19 protein-coding genes and 1 pseudogene are annotated in these 23,685 nt (G+C 74.6%); 13 read left to right on the forward strand and 7 right to left on the reverse strand.

From position 1 onward, the window contains the following. Positions 1-7: 7 nt before the first annotated feature. Positions 8-1,969: an FUSC family protein gene (locus tag J2X68_RS32225; protein ID WP_310436140.1), complete on the reverse strand. Its 1,962-nt coding sequence runs from the start codon at positions 1,967-1,969 to the stop codon at positions 8-10. A gap of 436 nt (positions 1,970-2,405) precedes the next feature. After that, a complete protein-coding gene (locus tag J2X68_RS32230) occupies positions 2,406-3,188 on the reverse strand; it encodes an alpha/beta hydrolase (RefSeq protein WP_310436141.1) in 783 nt (260 codons plus the stop codon). A 101-nt stretch (positions 3,189-3,289) separates the two neighbouring features. Here J2X68_RS32230 and J2X68_RS32235 point away from each other — a divergent pair, with 101 nt between their 5' ends. Then, on the forward strand, positions 3,290-4,669 hold the full coding sequence (locus J2X68_RS32235; RefSeq protein ID WP_310436142.1) for a PLP-dependent aminotransferase family protein: 1,380 nt from the start codon (positions 3,290-3,292) through the stop codon (positions 4,667-4,669). Here the strand turns inward: J2X68_RS32235 and J2X68_RS32240 are convergent. After that, entirely contained in the window at positions 4,566-5,474 is a 909-nt protein-coding gene (locus tag J2X68_RS32240; protein WP_310436143.1) for a hypothetical protein, read from the reverse strand. The genes J2X68_RS32235 and J2X68_RS32240 overlap by 104 nt on opposite strands. Before the next feature lie 154 nt (positions 5,475-5,628). Here J2X68_RS32240 and J2X68_RS32245 point away from each other — a divergent pair, with 154 nt between their 5' ends. Continuing rightward, on the forward strand, positions 5,629-6,165 hold the full coding sequence (locus tag J2X68_RS32245; protein ID WP_310436144.1) for an SH3 domain-containing protein: 537 nt from the start codon (positions 5,629-5,631) through the stop codon (positions 6,163-6,165). Positions 6,166-6,250: 85 nt separating this feature from the next. Here J2X68_RS32245 and J2X68_RS32250 read toward each other — a convergent pair whose 3' ends face one another. Then, on the reverse strand, positions 6,251-6,697 hold the full coding sequence (locus J2X68_RS32250) for a hypothetical protein (RefSeq protein ID WP_310436145.1): 447 nt from the start codon (positions 6,695-6,697) through the stop codon (positions 6,251-6,253). A gap of 145 nt (positions 6,698-6,842) precedes the next feature. On the opposite strand from J2X68_RS32250, the gene J2X68_RS32255 reads away from it, so the two are divergent. From J2X68_RS32255 to J2X68_RS32280, 6 genes are all read left to right on the forward strand, one after another. Beyond that, the gene (locus J2X68_RS32255) at positions 6,843-8,210 is read left to right on the forward strand and encodes a PP2C family protein-serine/threonine phosphatase (protein WP_310436146.1); all 1,368 of its coding nucleotides are present in this window, start codon (positions 6,843-6,845) and stop codon (positions 8,208-8,210) included. Between the two features lie 78 nt (positions 8,211-8,288). Beyond that, on the forward strand, positions 8,289-9,905 hold the full coding sequence (locus J2X68_RS32260; RefSeq protein WP_310436147.1) for a hypothetical protein: 1,617 nt from the start codon (positions 8,289-8,291) through the stop codon (positions 9,903-9,905). Between the two features lie 574 nt (positions 9,906-10,479). After that, complete coding sequence (locus J2X68_RS32265) at positions 10,480-11,823, forward strand: helix-turn-helix domain-containing protein (protein WP_310436148.1); 1,344 nt, start codon at positions 10,480-10,482, stop codon at positions 11,821-11,823. A 190-nt stretch (positions 11,824-12,013) separates the two neighbouring features. Next, positions 12,014-13,021 carry a permease gene (locus J2X68_RS32270; protein WP_310436149.1) on the forward strand — a complete coding sequence of 336 codons (1,008 nt, stop codon included), beginning with the start codon at positions 12,014-12,016 and terminating at the stop codon, positions 13,019-13,021. After that, positions 13,018-13,824, forward strand: a complete 807-nt coding sequence (locus tag J2X68_RS32275; protein ID WP_310436150.1) for a TIGR03943 family putative permease subunit — start codon at positions 13,018-13,020, stop codon at positions 13,822-13,824. The genes J2X68_RS32270 and J2X68_RS32275 overlap by 4 nt, the downstream gene beginning before the upstream one ends. Positions 13,825-13,910: 86 nt before the next feature. Continuing rightward, a complete protein-coding gene (locus J2X68_RS32280) occupies positions 13,911-14,639 on the forward strand; it encodes a GAF and ANTAR domain-containing protein (protein WP_310436151.1) in 729 nt (242 codons plus the stop codon). Positions 14,640-14,749: 110 nt separating this feature from the next. Here the strand turns inward: J2X68_RS32280 and J2X68_RS32285 are convergent, their stop codons facing one another. Next, on the reverse strand, positions 14,750-15,535 hold the full coding sequence (locus tag J2X68_RS32285; protein WP_310436152.1) for a hypothetical protein: 786 nt from the start codon (positions 15,533-15,535) through the stop codon (positions 14,750-14,752). 340 nt (positions 15,536-15,875) lie between these two features. Here J2X68_RS32285 and thrS point away from each other — a divergent pair, with 340 nt between their 5' ends. Both thrS and J2X68_RS32295 read left to right on the forward strand, forming a co-directional pair. Beyond that, positions 15,876-17,282, forward strand: a complete 1,407-nt coding sequence (gene thrS, locus J2X68_RS32290) for a threonine--tRNA ligase (protein WP_310436153.1) — start codon at positions 15,876-15,878, stop codon at positions 17,280-17,282. A gap of 57 nt (positions 17,283-17,339) precedes the next feature. Beyond that, on the forward strand, positions 17,340-18,299 hold the full coding sequence (locus tag J2X68_RS32295) for a nucleoside hydrolase (RefSeq protein WP_310436154.1): 960 nt from the start codon (positions 17,340-17,342) through the stop codon (positions 18,297-18,299). Positions 18,300-18,534: 235 nt separating this feature from the next. Here the strand turns inward: J2X68_RS32295 and J2X68_RS32300 are convergent, their stop codons facing one another. Further along, on the reverse strand, positions 18,535-19,503 hold the full coding sequence (locus tag J2X68_RS32300; protein ID WP_310436155.1) for an LAETG motif-containing sortase-dependent surface protein: 969 nt from the start codon (positions 19,501-19,503) through the stop codon (positions 18,535-18,537). Positions 19,504-19,771: 268 nt separating this feature from the next. Between J2X68_RS32300 and J2X68_RS32305 the strand changes: the two genes are divergently transcribed. After that, positions 19,772-21,418: a glycoside hydrolase family 13 protein gene (locus J2X68_RS32305; RefSeq protein ID WP_310436156.1), complete on the forward strand. Its 1,647-nt coding sequence runs from the start codon at positions 19,772-19,774 to the stop codon at positions 21,416-21,418. A gap of 13 nt (positions 21,419-21,431) precedes the next feature. Here the strand turns inward: J2X68_RS32305 and J2X68_RS32310 are convergent, their stop codons facing one another. After that, entirely contained in the window at positions 21,432-22,151 is a 720-nt protein-coding gene (locus tag J2X68_RS32310) for a DUF4142 domain-containing protein (RefSeq protein WP_310436223.1), read from the reverse strand. A 219-nt stretch (positions 22,152-22,370) separates the two neighbouring features. On the opposite strand from J2X68_RS32310, the gene J2X68_RS32315 reads away from it, so the two are divergent. Continuing rightward, positions 22,371-23,042: an O-methyltransferase gene (locus tag J2X68_RS32315; RefSeq protein ID WP_310436224.1), complete on the forward strand. Its 672-nt coding sequence runs from the start codon at positions 22,371-22,373 to the stop codon at positions 23,040-23,042. Between the two features lie 16 nt (positions 23,043-23,058). Then, a pseudogene (locus J2X68_RS32320) lies at positions 23,059-23,682 on the forward strand (MOSC domain-containing protein); the annotation flags it as partial. Positions 23,683-23,685: the final 3 nt, after the last annotated feature.

A 23,685-nucleotide genomic window follows, 5' to 3' on the forward strand; every position in this document is an offset into this window, starting at 1 on the left:
GCCTCGGCTAGCCGCGCCGGTCGTCCGCGTGCGGCGAGGCGATCGCCCTCGCCGCCGCGACCTCCTGGCGCAGCGGCTCCAGGACGCTGCCGGGCGGGCCGGTCAGGTCGGTGCGCACGGGGTACAGCACATCCGTGTCGCGCAGGCCGTCGGCCAGTTCCCGCAACTGGAGCGTGACATGACCGACCTCGCGCGACGACGGCGGTCCGGCTCCGTGTTTCACCCGGACCCGGGCCGCCGTCGTCGCGTCCACGATGCGTTCCACCGCGACGACCAGCGGCCACCAGGCCGCCGCCCGGCGTCCGGTGGGCGGGGGCTCGGTCAGGGCGCGCTGGAACTCCGTGCGGATGACGGACAGGTCGCGGTAGAGACGGCGGCGCATCCGGGCGCGTGCGGCGGGGTCGACGGCCGGGCCGAAGGCCGCGTCGACGTAGCGGGCCGTGTCGGCGACGGCGTCCGCCAGCCGGTCGCCGACCCTGGTGTGCCAGCTCTCCGGCCACAGCAGGTAGCCCGCCACGAGCGCGATGCCGCAGCCGATCAGCGAGTCCAGCAGGCGGGGGAGCAGCAGGGCCGTGCCCTGGTGGTTGAGGACGTCCGACAGCAGCAGGATCACCGGGGTGATCGCCGCGGTCTGGTAGCCGTACCCGCGGGGGGTCAGGGCCGGGATCAGCGAGGCGAGCAGCAGCATCGTCGGCACGTCCCAGTAGCCGCGCGGCACCTGGGACAGGACCGCCGCCGCGACCACCAGGCCGGCCACGGTGCCGAGGGCGCGCAGCAGCGCCCGTGAGAACACCGAGCCGAAGTCGGGCTTCATCACGAAGGTGATCGTCAGGGCCACCCAGTAGGAGCGCGGCACCGGGACGATGGAGACCAGCACCTGGGCGAGACCGATGCACAGGGCCAGCCGCAGGCCGTAGCGCCAGGACGCGGCGGAGAGGGCGACGTCGCGGGTGGCGCGGGCGGCACGGACCCGCAGGGCGGCCGGACGGCCGAGCCGGTCGTCGGCGCCGCGGGGATCGGGGTCGGGGGCGGCCACCACCTCGGCGGCGTGCCGCAGGGCGTGGTCGACGGCGCGGGCGGTCTCGGAGCCGGGCTCGGGCAGCCGGAGCCCTATCGGCCCGGTGAAGCCGGTCTCCACGGCCCGCGCGAGATGGAGTACGGCCTCGGGGACCTCCGGCGGGAGCGGGCGGCCGTCCAGATGGGCCGCGGGGGCCGCCTCCACCACCGGGGTGATGGCGTTCAGCTCGGCGACCAGCACGGTCAGGTCGGCGCTGCGGCCGTGCTGGCCGGTCCGGCGGGCGAGGACGAGGTCGTAGGACTGGTTGAGGGACTGGGTGACGGTGTGCCGGGCGTCCTCGTACGCCCCGGGGACCCGGCTGCCGCAGGCGGCCAGCAGATCGGCGACCGCGCGATAGGCGGCGGCGACCGCCGTGCGTTCCGGCACCCCGGAGCGCAGCGGCCAGGCCAGCAGGGCGAGGAGCAGCACGAGCAGCCCGCCGCCGGTCATCAGGAGCGGCGCGAGCCACCACTCCCCCGGCATCGACAGCCCGGCTCCCACCACGGAGTTGAGCAGGAGCAGCAGCCCGGACACGGACGCCACGGCCCCGATCGTCGAGATCATCCCGGAGACCAGTGCCACACCGGTGACGACGGCCACCGCGAGCCACCCGCGCCCGTACACGAGGGATCCCAGGGTGACGCCGACCGCCCCGAAGAGCTGCGGGATCGCGATGTTCATGATCCGCATGCGGTAGGCGTCGGCGGTGTCGCCGATGACACCGGACAGGGCGCCCATCGAGGCGAGCGCGCCGTACGCGGGGTGCCCCGCGGCGAGGCCGATCAGCAGCGGCAGCGTCATGGCGAGCGCGGCGCGGGCGACGGCGGGCCGGTTGACGGCGGACTGCTGGGAGCGGAGGTTCCGGACCAGCCAGTCGGGAGGGATGAGGCCGATGGGGAACTCGCGGGACATGCGCTCATTATGGGCACCCCGCCCCGGGCGCCCCGCCCCCGCACCCCACCCCGCACCCCACCCCGGCCGGTCGCCCCCGGCCGCCGCCCCCGGGCCGTCAGCGCTGGTGGAGACGTTCGACGTCAGCCCCGCAGCCGCGCGAGTACCGGCCCGTCCGGCTGCTCCGCCGTCCCGTACGGCGTGGCGCACCGGGCGATCAGCCCGAGCGCGACCGTCCCCAGAGCGTCCCGGCCGGCGGGCGGTTGAGCAGCGAGAGGGCGACGGCGGCCCCGGCGGGCACGGTCAGCCTCGGCAGGAAGGCGAGCAGCTGCGGTACGGGGGTACGGCGCCGGCGTCGGCGATCCGGCAGCCGACGACCACGCCCACCCCGGCCGGCAGCAGCCCGGCGCACCGGGCGCCGAGGAGTCGTCCGCGCTCGGCCTCGTCCCGGCGACGGCTACGCCCCGGTCCTCGCCAGGAACTCCGCGAGCACCCGGTTGAACTCGTCCGCCCGCTCCAGGTTGGGCAGGTGGGCCGCGCCCTCGACGATCCGCAGCTCGGAGTGCGGGAGCGCCGCGTGCATCGCCTCCGCGTCCGACACCGGGGTGTACTCGTCGTCCGCGCCGACCACGACCAGGGCGGGGACGGCGACGCGGGTCAGCAGGGGCCGGTAGTCGGGGCGTTCGGCCCGGCCCCGCAGTGCGGCGGCGGCGCCCTCGGGAGACGTCGACGTCATCATCCGGTGGACGTGGGCCTTCACCTCGGGGGCCGCGTACGGGGCGACCATCTTCTCCAGGACCTCGTCGGCGTAGCCCCGCATGCCCTCCGCGAGCAGGCGGTCGGCCATCTCGTTGCGTGCCCGCCTGCCGCCGGGGGGCTCCGGGGCCGGGAAGGTGTCGGCGAGGACCAGGCCGCGGACGCGGTCGGGGAACTGCCGGCAGAGGTCCATCGCGATCTGGCCGCCCATCGACAGCCCGGCCAGCACGAACGTGTCCACCTTCAGTTCGTCCAGGAGGGCCGCGATGTCCCCGGCGAAGTCGGCGAGCGGCGTGATGCCGGGGACCACCGGGGACGCGCCGTAGCCGCGCAGGTCGGGGGCGATCACGCGGCGGGTGGCGGAGAACGCCTCGATCTGCGGGGCCCACATGGTGCGGTCGAAGGGGTGGCCGTGGACGAGGACGAGGGGGAGCGCCGGGGGCGTATCCGTGCCTTTGTCCTCGTATGCGAGGAAGGGTGCCATGGGGCCGACAGTAGGGCGGGCCGACTTCTCGGTGCAATAAGATCTTTGCCCTCGGTGCAATCCGGATCGGGGCACGGACGACGGAAGGGTCCCGGGACCTCATGGCCGACTTCCGGCGCATCGCCGACCGCATCGCCGCGGACATCTCCGACGGGCGGCTCCGCCCCGGCCAACAGCTGCCCCCGCAACGGTGGTTCGCCCGACGGCACCGCATCGCGCCCTCGACGGCCGGACGGGTCTACGGCGAACTCGTGCGGCGCGGACTCGTGGTGGGCGAGGTGGGGCGGGGGACCTTCGTGCGGGCCGTGCCGGCCGTCGCCCAGGGACGGGCGCTCATCGAGAAGGCCACCTCGGCGCCCGTCAACCTCGAACTCAACTACCCCTCGGCGGAAGGCCAGTCGGAGCTCGTCGCGGCCTCCCTCGCGCCGCTGCTGCGGGCCGACGTGCTGACGGACGCCCTGCGTCCGGGGGCCGCCGACGGGACCGCGGCCGCCCGCGAGAGTGCCGCCCGGCTCCTCGCGCTGCCCGGCTGGCGGCCGGACCCCGCCCGGTTGCTGTTCACCGGCAACGCCCGGCAGGCCATCGCCGCCGCCCTCGCGTCCCTGGTCAGGCCGGGCGGCCGGGTCGGGGTGGAGGAACTCACCTATCCGCTGGTCAAGGAGATCGCCGGACGGCTGGGGCTGGTGCTCGTCCCGCTCGCGGGCGATGCGGAAGGGGTGCGGCCGGACGCCCTCGCCGCCGTCCACCGTGCCACTCCGCTCTCCGCCCTCTACCTCCAGCCGACGCTCCACAACCCGACGTCCTCGACCATGAGCGAGCGGCGGCGGCGCGAACTGGGCGCTCTCGTCGACGAGTGGGGGCTGCCGGTCGTCGAGGACCGCATCTGGTCCTTCCTGTGTCCGGACGCCGCCGCCTTCGCCGCGCACGCCCCCGGGCTCACGCACGTCGTCGACGGGCTGTCCAAGCGGGTCGCGCCGGGACTGACCGTCGGCTTCCTCGTCGTACCGGAGGGACGGACGGAGGCCGTGGGCGCGGCGGTGCGTTCCGGTGGGTGGAGCGCGGGCCGGTTCGCGCTGGAGGCGGCCGTGCGGTGGACGCGGGACGGGGTGGTGCGGCGGCTCGTCGAGGCGAAGCGGGCGGACGCCGCCCGCCGGCAGGCGATCCTCGCCGAGCACCTCACCGGGCGGCTCGCCGAACGCCTCGGCGCGGAGCGCGCGGCGAGCACGGTACGGACCGATCCGCGCGCCTGCTTCGCCTGGTGGGAGCTGCCCGCGCCCTGGCGGGCCGACACCTTCACGGCCGCCGCCGCCGCGCACGGCATCGCGGTGACCCCGGGGACCGCCTTCGCCGTCGACCCGCACCGCACCCCGGACGCGGTCAGGCTCGGACTCGCGTCGGCTCCGGAGGCGGAGCTGGCACGGGCGCTGCGCACACTCGCCGCCGTCGCAGCAGCCGGGCCGCCGGGGAGCGCCGGCGGATGAGCCAGGTCGCCGCCGCCACCGTCAGGCCCAGCGCGAGCAGCAGCCAGGAGGCCGTCCGCAGGGTCGCGGTGAGGGCGTCGTACACCGCGCCCGCGGCCGGGCGGTGGGACGCGTCGGGGAGGTCGGAGAGGGTCAGACGGCGGGCGATCGCGACGGCGAGACCCAGCAGCGCGCCGCCCAGGGCGATGCCGAGCGCGGTCGCCGTGACCGCCCGGCGGCGGGAGACCGCCACGGAGACACCGGCGATCGCGAACACGACGGCTGCCAGGGGCAGCCAGAATCCGGCGAGGTCGAGCACGTGATAGCCCTTCCGGAGAGCGGCCAGTCCGGCCGGCGGGAGGAGTGCGACACGGGTGTGCTCCACCGGCACACGGTCGGCGAACGGCATGTGGTCGGCGGTCAGTTGCCGCTTCAGCGGAGCGGTGACGGCCGCGATGTCCACGGTCACCGGGCGGGCGTCGCGATCGGCGCTCTCGTCGTTCAGCGCGCTCATCACGGCCGTGTGGGCCGCCTCGTTGCCCGCGTCCCAGGCCGTGCGGTAGGCGCGGGTGGCGGTGAAGGAGCGGACCGCGTCCCGCAGGAAGAGCGGGTTCATCCCCGCCTCGCGTGCCACTCCGTCACCCACCGTGTCCGCGACGGCGTTCCGTACGGCGGGGTCGGAGGCGAGCGGCGCCATCGTGGCGACGTAGCCGCGGGTGTCGGTGAGGCCGTACGCCGCCCAGGCCGCGACCGCGCCGAGCGGCACGAGCAGGCAGGAGAGCGCGACGAGGACGGCCGAGAGGGCGGTCCGCAGGCTACGGGACACCCCTCCAGGCAACGGGGTCCGGGCCGGGAACGCGAGCCCATGACGGCCGTCCGGGTGGCGTCCGGAGCCGTGCCGACGACGGCCTGGCGACGCCCTCCGGTGGAGGGTTCACCCGAACGGGTGTTTCCTGGTTCTGGGGAGAAGGAGGTCGATCATGCGCACCACTTTGGCCCTGCGGACTCTGGCCGCGGCCCTCCTCGCCGGTGGCACCCTCGCCGGCGCGGCACTGGGAACCACCGCGGCGGCAGCCCCTTCGACCAGCGGCGACGACGGGAACGGCTCGATCCGGGGCACCGTCGTCTCCCGCTCCGACCTGAGTGTGCGACAGGAACCCACCACCCGCTCGCCCGTCGTCGCGACGCTCGCGCCCGGCAGCCACGACCGTGTGCAGTGCAAGGTCAAGGGCCAGAGCGTCAACGGCGACCCGGACTGGTACTGGCTCTTCGGCGCCCAGGGCTGGGCGAGCGCCGTCTTCGTGGACACCGGCGGCGCACGGGTGCCCGACTGCGCCGACCCGTGCCCGCGCTGGAAGGACGGCGACTGGACCAACTGGGACGACCCGTTCACCAACAGCTCGTTCGGCGTCTCGGCCTCCGGGACGTTCAGCTTCTCCGGCTCCTGGAGCTTCAGTGCCACCGGCACCACAGGAACCTCGTCGGGTGACTGGGAGTGGGTCCCGGTCGGCCGGTGAGTGGAGGGATGAGGGAAGGCACGGGCCCCGGCGTACAACGCCGGGGCCCGTGTGCGTCCTGGGGCGGACGCTGTCGTCGGGCGGATCAGCGGATACGGTGTCCCGCCGCGTCCTCCTGCGTGTAGAAGCGGTAGAACAGCGTGATGAAGACGCCTGCCGAGACCGCGAGGGACATCCCCACGGAGCGCAGGATGCTCGCGCCCGTCTCGCTGTAGAGGAAGCCGAAGGCGCAGCCCGCGAACGCCGTCCACAGCAGGGCGTGCAGCTCGCGCCGCATGTGCGGGGCCAGGGCGTGGATGCCCATCCACAGGGCCGCGAACACGATCGCGCTCACGAAGCCGAGCAGGAGGTTCCAGCCGGTGATGGGGCCTCCGGAGCGGTTGTTGGCCGCGACCCAGTAGCCGTAGACGAGCCCCAGCGCCACGGGTGTCGTCCACTCCGCGGCCCGGTGGGCCCGTTCGCTCAGGACGTCGGGTGTCCGGGACCGTGCCGACGGTGTCCGTACACCTGACGCGGGTGCCGCATGAGCCATGAGAGCACTCCTCTCTCCTCGCCCCCCGCCTTCCAGGGCACACCTGGCCGGGGGCGGTGGCAAGTCGGGTGCGCGGGATTCCCGCGCCGGGTCCGTCCGCCGGTTCCCGGATGCGGGCGCCGCGCCGCCGTGCTTCGCTGACCTCATGGAGTCCGGCGGTCACGGCCTGCTCGACCGCTATCCGCGGGCCCGGCGACGGGACGTCCTCCAGCGGCATCAGCTGCTCCAGATCCGGGGCCGCAGCGTCACCTGGCTCGTGCCGCTGGTGGTGCTCGTCGCCATCACCTACGCCGACTTCAACACCACCGGCGAGTTCCGCATCGTCTCCTGGTGCGTGTTCGTCGCCGCCATCGCCGCCGCGCTGTGCGGGGTGTGGACGACGGCGCTCTTCGCGGCGCTCGCCCTGCTCACCTACGCCACCAGCGACGCCGCCTGGCCGTCCGAGTACCGGGAGGGCCCGGCCGACTTCGTGCTGGTGCTCGTCGGCGGCGCGCTGTCGGTGCTCGCCGCGGCGGTCCGGGTGCGCGGCGAGCGGCGGATGGTGCACATGATGCACATCGCCGAGACGACCCGCCGCACGGTGCTGCGCCCGCTGCCGCCGCGCTGGGGCGGCCTCGACCACGCGGCGGTCTACCTGGCCGCCGACGCGGAGGCCCGGGTGGGCGGCGATTTCTACGACATCCAGCCCGGCCCGCACGGCACCCGGGTCCTCCTCGGCGACGTGCAGGGCAAGGGGCTGGGCGCGGTGGAGGCGGCCGCCGCACTGCTGGGCACCTTCCGCGAGGCCGCGTACCACGAGGCGGATCTGGCGACGGTGGCCGGCCGGCTGGAGACCCGGATGCGACGGCACCGTGCGCACACCGCGGCGCTCGGCCGGGCGGACGGCGACCGGTTCGCCACGGCCCTGCTGATCGGTTTCCCCGGCCACGGAAATGGCGTGGGCGGGCCGGACGGGACGACCGGGAAGAGTGAGACGGACGGGGCGGACGGGTCCGACAGGTCGGAAGGGGCGGACGGGGCCGACAGGTCGGCCGCAGCGGAGCAGGGCGTGGTCGAGATCGTCGGGTTCGGGCACGAGCCGGCGCTCGCGGTCGGCGGGGCGGAGGGCGTACGGACCCTGCCGAACGGCGAGGGCCTCCCCCTCGGCCTCGGTGAGCTCGTCGCGCGGAACGCGGGACCCCCGCCCGTGCTGCGGGTGGCCGTGAGCCCCGGCGAGACGCTGCTGCTGGTCACCGACGGGGTGACCGAGGCGCGGGACGGCGCCGGTGAGTTCTATCCGCTGGCCGAGGAGATCGCGGCCGGCCTCGCCCGGGACCCGCGGACGGCCGAGCCGGGCCGGCTGGTGGCCTTCGTACGGGACGGCACGCTGCGGCACTGCCGCGGGCGTCTCGCCGACGACACGACGGTCTTCGCGGTGCGGCCCCTGACACCTGTGACGCCCGGGGCGCCTGTGCCGCCCCTGCCGCCGTGGCCGCCCGACGAAGGCCCCGTAGAGGGACGTTTGCAGGCCTGAGGCTCCCCTGTGCACCCGCAGCGGTTACGGTGCTGACGTACGTGATCGACAGGGGAGGGGACCATGCGGGAGGGGACCATGCCCGGAACCGTGCTGCTGCTCGCGGCCTCGCCCATGGGCAAGGGATGTCTGGTGGACGCGGCCTCCGTGCTCCCCGTCCTCGCCGCCGTACCGCCTCCCGTGCTGGCCGGCACCGACACCGCGAACGTCGTCGAACTGGCCGATCCGCTGGACCCGCAGGCCGTCCTCACCCGGCTGCGGGCCGCCGCGGTGGCCCCCGGGCCGCTCACCCTGTTCGTCGCCGGTCAGCTCCAGCTCGACCGCCGTCAACGGCTCCCCCACCTGGCGCTCGCCCGTACGACGCCCCCGACCGTGCGGTACACGGCGTTCCCGTGGCACTGGTTCCGGGAGGAGCTGCGGCTGCGGGCGCCCGGTTCCACGACCGTGGTGCTGGATCTGCGCGCGGACCCGGAGACCTGGGACTGGCTGCGGGCGAACACCCTGGACTGCGGGCCCGCGGTCACCGTCTACGGGCGGATCGCGCCGCCGCCGGGCCGCCGGGCCGTCGCCGTGCCGTCCTACATGCGGGCGGTCGCGACGATACTGCGCAGCGGAGGCCGTCCGGCGCTCGACCGGCTGCACCAGGCGGCGCTGGCCCGCATCGCCACCGACGGCGAGGTGGGCGACCTGGTGCTCACCCCGTGGCACACCCCCACCGCCCCGGCCACGCCGACCACCGCAGTCACCCCTTTCACCCCCGTCGAATCCCCCGCCCAGCCCGCCCCGCTCCCACCCGCGGCCCCCGGCCCCCTTGCGGCCCCCGGCCCCCTTGCGGTCCCTGGCGGGCCTGCGGTTCCCGGCGTGCTCGCCGTGGCCGGTGGGCCGGTGGTCTCGGGTGCCCGGCTCGCTTCGCTCGCCCCGGCCGGCTTCAGCGTGCCTGCCGGGTCCGGCGAAGCCGTCGGCTCGGGCGCCCCGCTCGCGTCGGTCGCTCGGGGGACTTCCGGCGTGCCGACCGGGTCGGGCGGGCCCGTGGCCTCGGGGGCGCTTCCCGCCCGGGCCGTGTCCGACGCTTCCGGTGTCTCAGCGGTCACCGGAGATCCCGGCATCTCGGCCCTGCCCGCGCCTCGCGGCGAATCCGCCGCCCCGGACGAGACCAGCGGCTCCGCTTCCCCCGACGTGACCGCCGCCCCCGCCGCGACCGCTTCCCCCGACGTGACCGCCGCTCCCGAAGCGACCGCCGCTCCCGCCACGCCCATGACTCCCGGCCTGCCCGCCGACCCCCATGCCGCCATCTCCACCGCCGTGCGGGCCGGGCGGCACGGTGATGCCGATGCTCTCGCGGCCCGCCTGGAGCAGGCGGCGGCCGTTTCGTGCGGGGTCGGGTCCGAGGAGGCGCTGCACTGGGGTGAGGTGCGGGCGGATCTGGCGATGTTCGCGGGGGACGCCGAGCGCAGTTGCCGGACCTGGATGGCGGTCGCCGTCGCTCGGCTGGAGGCCGGGCAGCCGGTCGACGCGCCCGCCGTGGAGGCGGCGGTCGACCGTGCGCACCACCAGTGGGGGCGGATCCCCGAGGTGCGGCGGGCTCGCGCCCTGGGCCCCGCGATCGCGCAGCTGCGCGGCCGGGTACCGGGCCGTCGCGAGGGCGCGCTGGACCATGTCCGGCAGCAGTTGCGGCAGCTCCAGACGCAGGGCTGAGCCGCCGGGAAGGAAGCGGCGCGGATCGCGACGCCGTTCCGGGGGCGGAGGTGCGGGCGAAAGCCCTGGGGCGGGTCCCCGGGGAGGGCGTCCGAGGCGGCTGCCCGGGGAGGCGTCCGAGGCAGACGCCTGAGGCAGACGCCCGAGAAGGAAGCCCTGGGCGGATGCCCGAGAAGGAAGCCCTCGGTGGATGCCCGAGAAGGAAGCCCTCGGTGGAAGTCCAGGGAGGGCGGAAGTCCGGGGAGGACGCGCCGCCGTACGTCCTAGCGGCCTTCCGCGGTCTCGTGCCGGGCCGCCGGGGAGGGGGAGGCCGGGCCCGCGTCGTCCGTCGCTCTGGCGGGACCCGCGTTGGCCGCGGTGATCAGGGCCGTCACGGCCAGGACCGCCGCGGCGACGGCCCTGACAAAGGGCGCGGAAGGTCGTGCGGATGTGCGTCCGGGCACGGCTACCTCGCAACGTCTGCGACTGCGAAACTCACGTCAGCCAGCTATTAAGCATGCTTAACTCGCCGTTTAACCTAGGGGCTGAGATAGTCCAACGGCAAGAGGCACAGGGGTAGTTGGGGGAGCCGGGCGTGGGAGAGCGGGACGAGCCGGAGGTCGTCGGTCGGCGAGTACAGCGGCTGCGGGTCGAACGGGGCCTGACACAGCGGCAGTTGGCCGAGCCGACGTACACCCCGGCCTATGTCTCGACGTTGGAGGCCGGCCGGGTGCGGCCCTCCGACGAGGCGCTCAAGCACATCGCCGAGCGGCTCGGCGTCGACTTCGAGGAGCTGGCGACCGGCCGGCCCGCCCGCCTCGTCACCGACCTGCGGCTGCGTCTCACCGAGGCTCAGCGGGCGCTGGCCACCGGGGCGGCCGAGGAGGCGGCCCTCCAGTACACCGCGCTGCTCGCGGAGGCGCAGGAGCACGGGCTGGCAGAGGAGCAGGCCACCGCGCTGCTCGGCCTCGGGGAGTGCGGGATCGACACGGGGGACCTGGACACGGCCCTGCGCTGCTTCGAGCGCGCCGAGGCCGCCCTCGCGCACGCACCGCTCCCCGCCCGCGTCCCCGCCCTGCGCGGCCGGGCCGTCGCCCACTACCTCACCGGTGAACTCCGCTACGCCGTCTACCTGCTCGAGTCGACCCTCGACGAGCTGAACCGGGGCGGTCTGCACGATCCCGACGCGCTGCTCCTGCTCTACGCCTCCGTCATCGGCCCGTACATGGACATGGGAGCCCAGGCCCGCGCCGCGCAGGCCGCCGAGTTCGCCCTCGCCCTCGCGCCCCAGGTCGGCGACCCCGCGCTGGTCGCCCGGATGCACCGGTCCGTCGCCCGCACCCTGCTCGCCGAGGGCCGCCTCGCGGAGGCGGACGCCTCGCTGGCCAAGGCGTCCGAGCTCTACCGTCAGCTCCAGCTCCGCACCGAGCTCGCCAACTGTCACTGGATGCGCGGCTACGTCTCCGCGCAGAACGGCGAACTGGAGCGGGCCGAGGACGAGTTGAAGCAGGCCCAGGCCATGCTCTCGGCGCAGCGCGCCGCCCTCTACAGCAGTCAGGTCGCCGTCGAGCTGGCCGACGTCCTGCACCGGCGGGGCAAGTCGGAGGAGGCCGCCGCGCTGCTGCACACCGTCCTCGGGGAGCTGTCGCCCGAGCGCGGCGCCGTGCATTCCGCGGGGGCGCACCGGCTGCTCGGGATCATCGCCGAGGACGCGCGGGACACGGAGGCGGCGGAGGAGCACTACGTGCGCGCGCTCAGCCTGCTGGAGCGGGCGGGGGCGGCGGGGGATCTCGCCGACCTGTGCCGGATGCTGGGGGATCTGCTGCGCCGTACGGGCCGGGTGGAGGCGGCGCTGGACGCGTACCGGACGGGGCTCGGGCACCGGACGGCGCCCGGGACCACGACGCTGGGGCCGGCCCCCGCGCAGCCGCCCCTGTAGGCGCGAGCCCTCGCCCGGGAAAGCCGTGGTCCCGGCCGTCGCCGGGGGAAAGCCGTGGTTCCGGCCGTCGCCCGGGCGAGCCGCCGTCACCGGTGGTCGCCGCCTTCGCCCGGGAGAGCCTCGGGCAGTCACAGCGTTCTCCTGGGAAAGCGGACGGTCGGGCACAGGCGTCGCCGTTAGTTTGCGGGGCGTGGAGAATCAACGGACTGTGGCCGACGGCCTGCGGGTCGTCGTGCGCGCGTCCGTGTACGCCGTGCTCGGCGGCGCCGCGCTCGCCGCCATCGCGACGGTCGTGTCCGTTCTCGGGCCGACGCTCGCGCTCGACCTCTACACCCCGCCGGTGGCCGCCTGGTGGACGGTGTTCACCGCCGTCGCCGTCCAGGGAGTGCCCTTCCTCCTGCTGGGCACGGTCGTCTCGGCGGCGATCGGCGCGTTCGTGCCGGACCGGGTGTTCCAACGGGTCCTGCCGCGCAACCCCGCGCTCGCCGTGCCGGTGGCCGGGCTCGCCGGGGTCGTGCTGCCCGGCTGCGAGTGCGCTTCCGTGCCGGTGGCGGGGAGCCTGATGCGGCGCGGGGTCGCCCCGGCGGCCGCCCTCGCCTTCCTGCTGTCCGCGCCCGCGATCAACCCGGTCGTGCTCGTCGCGACCTCCATCGCCTTCCCGGGCCGGCCGGAGATGGTCCTGGCCCGGCTGCTCGCCTCGCTCGGCACCGCCGTGGTGATGGGCTGGCTGTGGGTGCGGTTCGGGAAGGAGAAGTGGCTGCGGCTGCCGGGGCGCGGCGCCCCCTCGGCCCACACCACCGGCGTCCGCGCCTTCCTCACCGGCCTGCAGCACGACTTCCTGCACGCGGGCGGCTTCCTGGTGCTGGGCGCGGCGGCCGCGGCGACCTTCAACATCGCCGTCCCGCGCTCGGTCCTCGACGTCTTCACCGGGTCGCCCTGGCTCGCGGTGGCGCTGCTGGCGGTCCTGGCCGTCGTGCTGTGCGTGTGCAGCGAGGCCGACGCCTTCGTAGCCGCTTCCCTGAGCGCCTTCCCGTCCACCGCGCAGCTGGCCTTCATGGTGGTGGGCCCGATGGTGGACCTGAAACTGCTCGCCCTCCAGGCGGGCACCTTCGGCCGGTCCTTCGCCGTGCGGTTCGCGTCGGCGACCTGGGTGGTGGCCGTGGCCGCCGGCGTCCTCGTGGGGTGGTGGCTGCTGTGAGGCGGTACGGACCGGCGGCGCTGCTCCTCCTGACGGGTGGCGCGGTCCTGCGCATCACCCTCTTCGGCGACCTGTACCTGCGGTATGTGCAGGCGGGCCTGCGGCCGTACCTGATCGTGTCCGGGGTCGCCCTGGTGCTGCTGGGCGCCGTGACGGCGATCCTGCGCCACCGCCCGCACGGGGACGCCGACGACGGGCACGGGGACGACGAGGACACCCCTCACGACGGCGTCCCGCACGACGGCGTCCCGCACGAGGACGACGACGGCTTCACCGGTCACGAGGGGCATTCCCACGGTCCCGCCGGGCCCCGCGTCGCCTGGCTGCTCGCCCTCCCCGCCCTCGCCCTCCTCCTCTTCCCGCCCCCGGCCCTCGGCTCCTACAGCGCCGGCCGCGAGGCCGCCCAGCGGGCCGCGCAGGGCGTCGGGGCCTTCCCGGCGCTCCCGGCGGGGAACCCCGTCGAGCTGACGGTCGCCGAGTTCAGCTCGCGCGCGATCTACGACAGCGGACGCTCGCTGAAGGGCCGTACCGTCCGCCTGACCGGCTTCGTCACCCACGGCGACGACGGCGCCTGGTACGTCACCCGCCTCCTCGTGACCTGCTGCGCCGCCGACGCGACCACCGGCAAGGTCGAGATCCGGGACGCGGACGACGACGTCCTGCCCGCCGACACCTGGGTCACCGTCACCGGCACCTGGCGTCCGAAGGGAAAGCTGGGCTCCGACGCGGCCTGGCCGCCGGCCCTGGACGCCACCACGGTCACGCAGGTGGAACAGCCCGCGGATCCGTACGAGAAGGCGTAGCCGAGGCGGGTTCTGCCGTTGAGCGGGGGGTACCCGGCGTGCCACGAGAGGTGGGCCGAGCCCTTCGCCCGAGGTGATGGCAGGTGATGACCATGGGCCGCCGGGACCGGGAGCGGGTCGCCGAGGTCATCGCCGAGGAGATGCGGGGCGCCGGTCCGCGGGAGGTGCCGCAGCGGCTGTGCGACGCCGTGCTACGGCTGCTGCCGGTGAGCGGGGCGAGCGTGTCACTGCGCGGCGACGGCATTCCGGTGCCGCTGAGCGCGAGCGGCGAGCGGGCCGCCCATGTGATGGAGATGCAGGTCAGCCTGGGGGACGGGCCCTGCTTCGAGGCGGCCGACACCGGTGCGGTGGTCGCCGCCCCGGACCTGATGTCGATCCGGGACGCCTCCCGCTGGCCGGTGTTCGCCCAGCAGGTCGCGGCCCTCGGGGTGCGGTCGGTGTACGCGCTGCCGCTGGGCCACCCGGCGGTGTGCGTGGGCACCCTGGATCTCTACCGGGACGTGCCCGGCGAGCTCGCCGCCGAGGAGGTCCGCACGGCGCGGGTGGTGGCCGAGCTCGTGACGGACGCGCTGGTGGCGCTCCCGAGGGCCGGGTCGGACGACCCGGACGACGTCGGCCGCTGGCTCAGCCCGCTGGCCACCGATCACGACGACGTGTACCGGGCCGTCGGGATGGTGATGGCCCAGCTCGGCGTCGCCGCGGACGAGGCGCTGTCGCTGCTGCGCGGCCACGCCTTCGCGCGGAGCCGCACGGTGCTGGACCTGTCCCACGAGGTGGTCGCCCTGCGGACGCGCTTCGACGACCCGCTCCTGTGAACCGCCGGGCACCCGCACCGGGCAGGTGAGGAGCGGCACCGCAGGTGAGGAGCAGCACCACCCGTCCCCCTGCCCGGCGCTCCACCTCGTGCCCGGACCCGTACCGTCGCCTAGACCTGCACCTTCCCCTGCTGTCTGACGTCCGCCAGCCGCCGGACGCCGAGCTGGACGGCGGCCTGGGTCGCCGCGTTCGGCGCGTCGTTCAGGCCGCCGTTGGTGAGGGCGAAGGAGTCCTGGCCGACCCGGACGGCGGCGACGTCCAGGGTGAGGGCGGTCGGGTCGCCGCCGGGGTTGTCCTCGGCCGTCGCCCAGATCGTCAGGGTCACGCGCAGGCCCTGACGGACGTCGCCCACCTCCGGCAGCGGCAGCTCGGAGACCTGTGCGTCCAGCACGGTGTCGCCGGTCGCCTTGGCGGCGAACCGGGCGCACTTCTGCGGCAGCGTCTTCAGCCAGGTCAGTCTGGCGTCGACCTCCGCCGGACGGCCGCCGCTGAGCTGGTAGCGCAGCTGGGCGCCGGCGTCCGGGTCGTCGAGTCCGACGACCGCGCGGGCGGGGGCGCCGAGCAGCTCGTCGGCGTAGAGGGCGTCGAGGAGCTTCTGGCAGTCGGGGGTGGAGGTGGTCGCCTTGAGCATGCCGTCGCGCCAGGTGGCGGCGCCGCGGGTCGGGGTCCAGGGCGCGCCGAGATCGGTGTCGGTGATGAGGGCGGCGCGCGCCTGCGCCTCGGTGAGGACGGGCGAGGTGGTGGGCGCGGTGGGCTTGGCCGACGACCGCTCGACCGTCGGGGTGGCCGGGGCGGCGGTCGGCGGGTGCTCCAGACCGAGGGTGGCGCAGCCGCTGGTGAGGGTGGCGGCGGTGACGAGGAGGAGCGTGGAGGCGAGGACGGTGGGACGGGCCATCGGGGGGTGCCTCCAGGAGTGCGCGCGGATGCCTCCTCTCACGGCAACACCGGTGCCCCGGGCCGACCAGCGCGGCGGGCCGTACGGGTTAACGGCGTTGGTGCGGGCGGGTGGTGGGGCCGTGTCGCGGGCGGGGGCCCGCGCGGGAAAACGGATCGCGACGGGCGGGATCGCGTTGCTACGGTCGCCGGTATGCAGCGCGCCCAGCCGTCCCTCACGACGACGCCGGACCCCGTCCCGGCGCGCTGATCCACGGACTGGAAGTCCGAAGCCCCGGGGCGAGTGCCCCGGGGCTTCGCCGTGCCCCGGCCCTCGCCCCGCCCCGAGCGAGGGAGCCCCCGTGAACGACCCGATCCAGAACCAGAACCCGGCCCAGGCCCACCACCCTGCCCCCGCCCGGTCCCATACCCAGGACCCGGACCAGGACCAGGCCGATGCCCAGGCCCGGCACCGGGCCGATGCCGGGAGCCAGGACCAGGCCGATGCCCAGGCCCCGGTCCGAGAACGGGGCTCGGAGCAGGGGGACGGGCACGGCCGTGACCACCGGAGGCTGGGCCGCGAGCTCGGCCTCTTCGACACCGACCCCCTGATGGGCGCGGGCCTGCCGTACTGGCTGCCGGACGGCGCGATCGTGCGCCACACCCTGGAGGAGTACGTACGGCAGGCCGAGCGCGCCGCCGGCTACCGGCACGTGTACTCGCCGGTCCTCGGCAAGCGCGAGCTGTACGAGATCTCGGGTCACTGGGACCACTACAGCGAGGACATGTTCCCGCCGATGGAACTGGGGGCCGAGCAGGTCGTGCTGCGCCCCAGCCTGTGCCCCCACCACGCGCTCATCTACCGCTCCCGCTCCCGCAGCTACCGCGAACTACCGCTCCGCATCGCCGAGTTGGGAGGAATGTACCGTTCCGAGCCGTCCGGTGTGCTCGGTGGCCTGACCCGGGTACGGGCCATCCAGCTCAACGACGCCCATGTCTTCTGCACCCTGGAGCAGGCCGTCGAGGAGGCCGGGTCAGCCCTGGAACTCATCGGCCGGGCCTACGCGGACCTGGGGATCCGCCCGGCCCGGTACCGGCTCTCGCTGCCGGGCGAGGGCGGCAAGTACGTCGCCGACCCGGAGCTGTGGCGGCGTGCCACCGACCTGCTCCGGGAGGTCCTGCGGCAGGCGGACGTCGCCTACGAGGCCGTCGAGGGCGAGGCCGCCTTCTACGGTCCGAAGATCGACGTGCAGATCACCGACCGCGCGGGCCGCGAGGCGACCCTGTCCACCGTCCAGATCGACTTCCACCAGCCCGAACGCTTCGACCTGCACTACATCGGCGCCGACGGGGCGAAGCACCGGCCGGTGATGGTGCACCGCAGTGTCATCGGCAGCGTGGAGCGGGCCGTGGCGCATCTCCTCGAGGAACACGGCGGCGCGTTCCCCGTGTGGCTGGCGCCGGTCCAGCTGGTCGTGCTGCCGGTGGCGCAAGCGCAGGAGGAGCAGGCGGCGGAGCTGGTGCGGCGGGCGGTGGCGGCCGGGCTCCGCGCCGAACTCGCCGGGCCGGACCGGGGCAGCCTGGGGGCCCGGGTCCGGGCGGCGCGGCTGGTGCCGTACCAGGCGGTGATCGGGGAGCGGGAGGCGCGGGGCGACCTGGCCGCCGTCCGGCTGCGCGACGGCCGCCGCCCCGGGGCGCTGGCCGCCGGCGAACTGGTCCGCCTGATCGGGCAGCGGGTGGCGGCGCGCGGCACCGGGCTGTGGGTGTGATCGCCCCCGCATAGGGTCGGGGACGACGGCGAACGCGGTGCGGAAGGAGTCCCGAAGGTGACCGAGCAGCCCATCCCCGTGATCATCGACTGCGACACGGGTGTCGACGACGCCCTCGCCCTGCTGTTCGCCGTCCGCCATCCCGGCCTGGACGTGCGGGCGGTGACGTGCGTGGCCGGGAACACGGACGTGGACGGCGTGGTCCGCAACACGCTGACCGTGCTGGAGTACGCGGGCGCCGGGGACATCCCGGTCGCCCGGGGCGCCGAGCGGCCGCTGATCGAACCGGTCCGCACGGCGGGGCATGTGCACGGGCAGGACGGCATGGGCGACCTGGGTCTGCCCGCCCCGACCCGCAGGCCGGTCGACGTGGACGCGGTCACGCTGCTGCGCCGGGAGATCCTCGCCTCCCCGCGCCCGGTCACGCTCGTCCCCACCGCCCCGCTGACGAACATCGCCCTGCTGCTGCGCACCCACCCCGAGGTGACCCGCAACATCGAGCGGATCGTGTTCATGGGGGGCGCGGTGACGACCGGGAACGCCACGCCGGTCGCGGAGTTCAACGTGTGGCACGACCCGGAGGCGGCCGCGATCCTGCTCACGGCGGGCGTGCCGATGACCATGTACGGGCTGGACGTCTTCAAGCGGGTCCTGGTGCCGGCGGCGGACGTGGCGCGGCTGCGGGCGAGCACGGAGCCCCGGCTCCGGCTGGCCGGCGAGCTGCTCGCCCACCGCGACCCGGCCACCTCCGGGGACCCCACGCCCACCGGCGGCCTCGGCGACGCGGGCGCGGTCTGCGCGGTGGCCGATCCGGCGGGCCTGACCACGGAACTCCTCCCGGTGGAGGTCTCGCTGGCCCCCGGCCCGGCCCGCGGCCAGACGGTCGTCGACCGCCGCCCCCGCCCGGGTGAGTCCGAGATCCACGAGGGCGTACGCGAACAGACCCTCGTGGACGTGGGGTTGGACGTGGACGTGGAGCGCTACGTGAAGCTGTGGCTGACCGCGGTGGAAGGCTGACCCACCGGGTCCCAGGGCCCCCTCGCACTTCCCGGGCCCCGTCGCGCTTCCCGGCCCGTCGGACTCCCCGACCCCCCGATGGAGACGGACCGCGGGCCCGAGGACATCCCCCGGGCCCGCGTCACATCGACCGAATCAGCCGCTCAGCAGCTCAGCCACAGAGCCGCTCAGCCGAGCAGGCCGCTCAGCCGTGCAGCCCGCTCAGCCGGGCGCGCAGCTCGGTCGGCAAGCCGTCTCAGCCGCGCAGCGCCTTGCGGCGTCGCGTGGCGACGACCATCGCCGCGCCGCCCGCCAGCAGCGCGGCCGCGCCGCCCGCGATGAGCGGGGTGTTGCCGTCAGCGCCGGTCTCGGCGAGGTCACCGCCGCCGCCGTTCGGCGTCGGGGCCGGGGCGCTCGTCGACTCGGAGGCGGACGGCGTGGGCGTGCTCGACTCCGACTCCGGCGCGGACGGCGACGCGGACGTGCTCTCGGACGCCGACGCGGAAGGCTCCGACGGCTTCGACGGCTCCGACGGGGTGGAGGCGGACGGCGACGGCGACGATCCGCCGCCGGCCGGCGGGGACGACGGCGGCTGCTCGGTGACCGTGCAGTCCTTCGTGCCGCCGTTCCAGGCAGCGATCAGCTTGTCCTTGATGACCGGACGGTCCGGCCCCTTGGGCAGGTCCCCGTGGACGAAGCCGTCCTTCGCGTCGAGGTCGCCGTCGAACTTGACCGCGCCCCGGTAGAGGTCGATCTGCGCGAAGCAGCCCGCGTCGGGCACCGCGATGTCGAGGGTGTCGGTCTGGCCGGGCTTGACCGTCACGGTGTCGAAGTCGAGGAAGACCTGCTCGCCGGAGGTGCCGAAGCTGGAGCCGTGGGCGAGGTAGGAGGCGAGGGAGGCGGTGCACGTGGACGCGTCACCGGCCGCGCGGACCTTGACGTGGATCTTGCCGTCCTCGCTCGGCTTGAGGTTCTGGTCGTCGACCCGGACGGAGTCGAAGAAGTGCGCGCCGTCGAGGGAGAACTGGCAGCGGTCGGTGCCCGTCTCGGTGCCCGCGCCCGTCCCCGGCTGGTACTGGCCGCCGGACTTCCAGCCGTCGCCACCGGGCGTGCCGGTACCGGCGAAGGCGACGGAGGCGGCGGCGACGGAGGCGGCGCACAGGGTGAGCGAAGCGGCGCCCGTCCCCAGCAGGCGGCGCACGGTGACACGTCTCGCTATGGACATGCGTATCCCATTCTTGGCGAGTGCCAGGACTGATCGGCCAGAGCGGAATGGCCGGGGCTGATTGGTCAGATCAGAAGAAGAAACACCAGGCCCTCCGGTCACAGGGGCCACAGCGTGGGCCCATCGTCGTGCGGACCACAGACCGCTGTCAACCTGCGTCAAACCTTGGGGAGTTCAAGCTTCCGTCACATCTCCCTCACGTGCGGAATGATCCACTCCGAACGGCTCGCACGTTCACTTTCCGGGCAACATGGACAGACATGGGCTCATGACCGACTTCTCCTCGCACCGCGCCGACTGGTGGCGCCAGGCCGTCGTCTACCAGGTCTATCCGCGCAGCTTCGCCGACGCCGACGGCGACGGGCTCGGGGACCTGCGCGGCGTCACCGACCGGCTGCCCCACCTGGCCGGCCTCGGCGTGGACGCCCTCTGGCTCTCCCCCTTCTACCCCTCCGAGCTGGCCGACGGCGGCTACGACGTCGCCGATCACCGGGACGTGGACCCGCGCCTGGGGTCCCTGGCCGACTTCGACGCGCTGGCCGCCGAGGCCCACCGCCTCGGTCTGAAGGTGATCGTCGACCTGGTCCCCAACCACACCTCCCACCGGCACCGGTGGTTCGAGGAGGCGCTGGCCGCCGGCCCCGGCTCCCCGGCCCGCGAGCGCTACGTCTTCCGCGACGGACGCGGCCCGGGCGGTGAACTCCCGCCCACCGACTGGCAGTCGGTCTTCGGCGGCAGCGCCTGGCAGCGTGTGCCCGACGGCCAGTGGTACCTGCACCTGTTCGCGCGGGAGCAGCCCGACCTCAACTGGGACCACGAGGAGGTCCGCGAGGACTTCCGCACCACCCTGCGCTTCTGGTCCGACCGGGGTGTCGACGGCTTCCGCGTGGACGTGGCCCACGCCCTCGCCAAGGACCTCGCCGAACCCCTGCGCGACCTGGGCGCACCGGAACTCGTGGGCGAGGACGCCCTCGCCCACCTGCCCCCCGGCACCCACCCCTTCTACGACCGCGACGAGGTCCACGAGATCTACCGCGACTGGCGCCGCGTCCTCGACTCCTACAGCCCGCCCCGCACGGCCGTCGCCGAGGCCTGGGTCCCGGGCGCCCGCCGCGCCCTCTACGCCCGCCCCGAGGAACTGAACCAGGCGTTCAACTTCGAGTATCTGCAGGCGAGCTGGGACGCCGAGGAGATCCGTACGGTCGTCACCGACTCCCTGGCCACCGCCCGCGCCGTCGGCGCCTCGGCCACCTGGGTCCTCTCCAACCACGACGTCCTGCGCCACGCCTCACGCCTCATGCTGCCGCCGGGCACGGACGACAACGCCTGGCTCCTCTCCGGCGGCCACGCCCCGCGCGTCGACGAGGCGGCCGGTCTGCGGCGGGCCCGCGCGGCGACGCTGCTGATGCTGGCGCTGCCGGGGTCGTCGTACGTCTACCAGGGGGAGGAGCTGGGCCTGCCCGAGGTCGCCGACCTGCCCGTGGAGGTGCTCCAGGACCCGCTCTGGGAACAGACCGGCCGCGTCCGCAAGGGCCGCGACGGCTGCCGGGTGCCGCTGCCGTGGACGACGACGGGCGCGTCCTACGGCTTCGGCGCGGCCGGGGCCTGGCTGCCGCAGCCGCCGTACTTCGCGCGGCACGCCGTCGAGGCCCAGGAGGGCGTGCAGGGCTCCACCCTGGAGCTCTACCGCACCGCCCTGCGCCTGCGCCGCAAACTGCTCGACGGCGAGGAGCTCACCTGGCGGCAGGACACCCCGCCGGGCGTGCTGGCCTTCGCCCGCCACGACGGCTGGCGGTGCGTGACCAACCTGTCGGACGCGCCGGTTCCGCTGCCGCCGGGCGAGGTGCTGCTGAGCAGCGTGCCCCTCGACGGCGACGGGCGGCTGGGCCCGGACACGACGGTGTGGCTGGCCTAGAAACCGTGTGCGGCTAGCCGCCGGACACGGCGCCGCCGATGTCCACCGGGGTGGCCGTGGCGGTCGGCGGCGGGGTGAGCACGACGAGCGGCTGGCCGGCGGGCGGGACCGGCGGGGTCATGTCCGACTTGGGCAGCTTCGGCGGCGTGGTCTGGGTGAACAGCGTGGTGTCGAAGTCGACCAGACCGGTCTGCTCCATCACCGTGATGTGGTCCAGGACGGTGTCGTTGGCCTGGTCGGCCAGCGCGCGCACCAGCGTGTTCTTCGTCGTCGAGCGGACCTTCGCCACCGTGTTGAAGATCGAACCGTGCGTCATGCGCAGGATGTTGGCGAAGTCGACGTCGAACTGCTTGCCCTGGTCCGCCTTCAGCGTGTTGACGAACCCCTCCTGCTGCGGACTGGCCACGTTGGGCAGCGTGATGTTCAGCATCGGCGCGATCTTGCGGCACGTGGTGTCCAGCGCCGCGTGCCCGTCGATCAGGTGGTTGCTGGCGGTGATGACGCCCTTGCTCTGCCCCTTCTGCAGCCCGATCTGCCCGACCGGGTACTCCCACAGACCGGCCGCGCGCACCGCCACGACGAAGGCGCGGTCGCCTTCCGTCAGGGGGCCCCACTGGGTGTTGGCGATGATCCGGTCGGTCGAGGTCGACACGGTGTCAAGTCCGAGCATCGATGGGTAGGCCAGCGCGCTGAGTGTCAGCGTCAGCGCGCCTCCGACGAACAGGGTTCCCATCATGTTTCGCGAAATTGGCACCGTGCCTCCTGCCCGGTCGGGGATTCCGCCGATGTGTCGATGTGCTGTGCCCGGTGGGGGGCGGACGCACAGGAGTACGGACGCGGGACCGTTCTTGCTCAACGTTCCGGGTGAAAAGTTGATGGACTCGGCAGGTGGACCGGGGTAAGTTCCCATAGGGAACGCACTCGGACCGTGCAGGACTGACGAAGGGAACCCCTGGTGCAGCGGACCTGGACCGCCGTCGACGACTACTTCAACGGCCTGCTGGTGGAGGAGGACGAGGCGCTGCGGGCGGCCGGTGAGGGCAGCGAGGCGGCGGGCCTGCCGCCGCACCAGGTGGCGCCCAACCAGGGCAAGTTGCTGCACCTGATCGCCCGCGTCCAGGGCGCCCGCAGCATCCTGGAGATCGGCACGCTCGGCGGCTACAGCACCCTCTGGCTCGCCCGCGCCCTGCCCGAGGGCGGCCGCCTGGTGACGCTGGAGGCGGACGAACGGCACGCGGAGGTGGCGGCGGCGAACATCGCGGGCGCCGGCCTGGACCAGGTGGTGGACCTGCGGGTGGGCAAGGCGTCGGACACCCTGCCCGCGCTGGCCGCCGAGCTCGGTGGCGCGCGCTTCGACCTGGTCTTCATCGACGCGGACAAGCCGTCCAACCCGCTCTACCTGGAGTGGGCCCTGCGGCTGACCCGCCCCGGCAGCGTCATCGTCGGCGACAACGTGGTGCGCGACGGCGCGGTCACCGACGCCGACAGCACGGACCCCCGCGTCCAGGGAGTCCGGAAGTTCACCGAACTGGTCGCGGAACACCCGAAGTTGACCGCGACAGCCGTGCAGACCGTGGGCGGGAAAGGGTACGACGGTTTCGTACTGGCCCTGGTGACGGACTGACGAGAGGGCGTGGGGGATGACGGTCGCGCGATTGGTCGGCATCACGTACTACCCGGTGAAGGGATGCGCGGGCACGGAGCTTTCGGAGGCGGTGCTGACGAGCACCGGCCTGCCGCACGACCGCGCGTACGCGATCACCGACGAGAAGGGTGAGCCGCGCTGGCAGTGGGGCGACCCGAGGCTGGCCCTGATCACCCCGGAGCCGACCGAGGACGGGCTGACGCTGCGGGCGCCCGGCCGGGAGCCGGTGCGGGCGGACGGCGCGGACGTGCACGCCTGGCTCACCGACGTACTGGGCGCCCCGAGCACCCTGGTCCGGTCCCCGGACGGCAACGGCGGCCGCCTGCACGTGGTCTCCCGGGCCGGCCTGGACGCCCTGAACCACCGGATCACCGCCCGCGGCGCCACCCCCGTGCCGATGGACCGCTTCCGGCCCAACCTGGTCGTGGACGGCTGGGACACCCCGCACACGGAGGACGGCGCCGCCCGCCTGGCCATCGCCGGCGCCGAGCTTGCCTTCACCGAGGACACGATCCGCTGTGCGATCACGATGGTCGACCAGCGCACCGGCCGCCGCGCGGGTCCGGAACCCCTGCGCACCCTCGCGGACTACCGCAGGGCGGACGGCGGCGGAGTGGCGTTC

It is taken from the genome of Streptomyces sp. 3330, assembly GCF_031456635.1.
Taxonomy (GTDB): Bacteria; Actinomycetota; Actinomycetes; order Streptomycetales; family Streptomycetaceae; genus Streptomyces.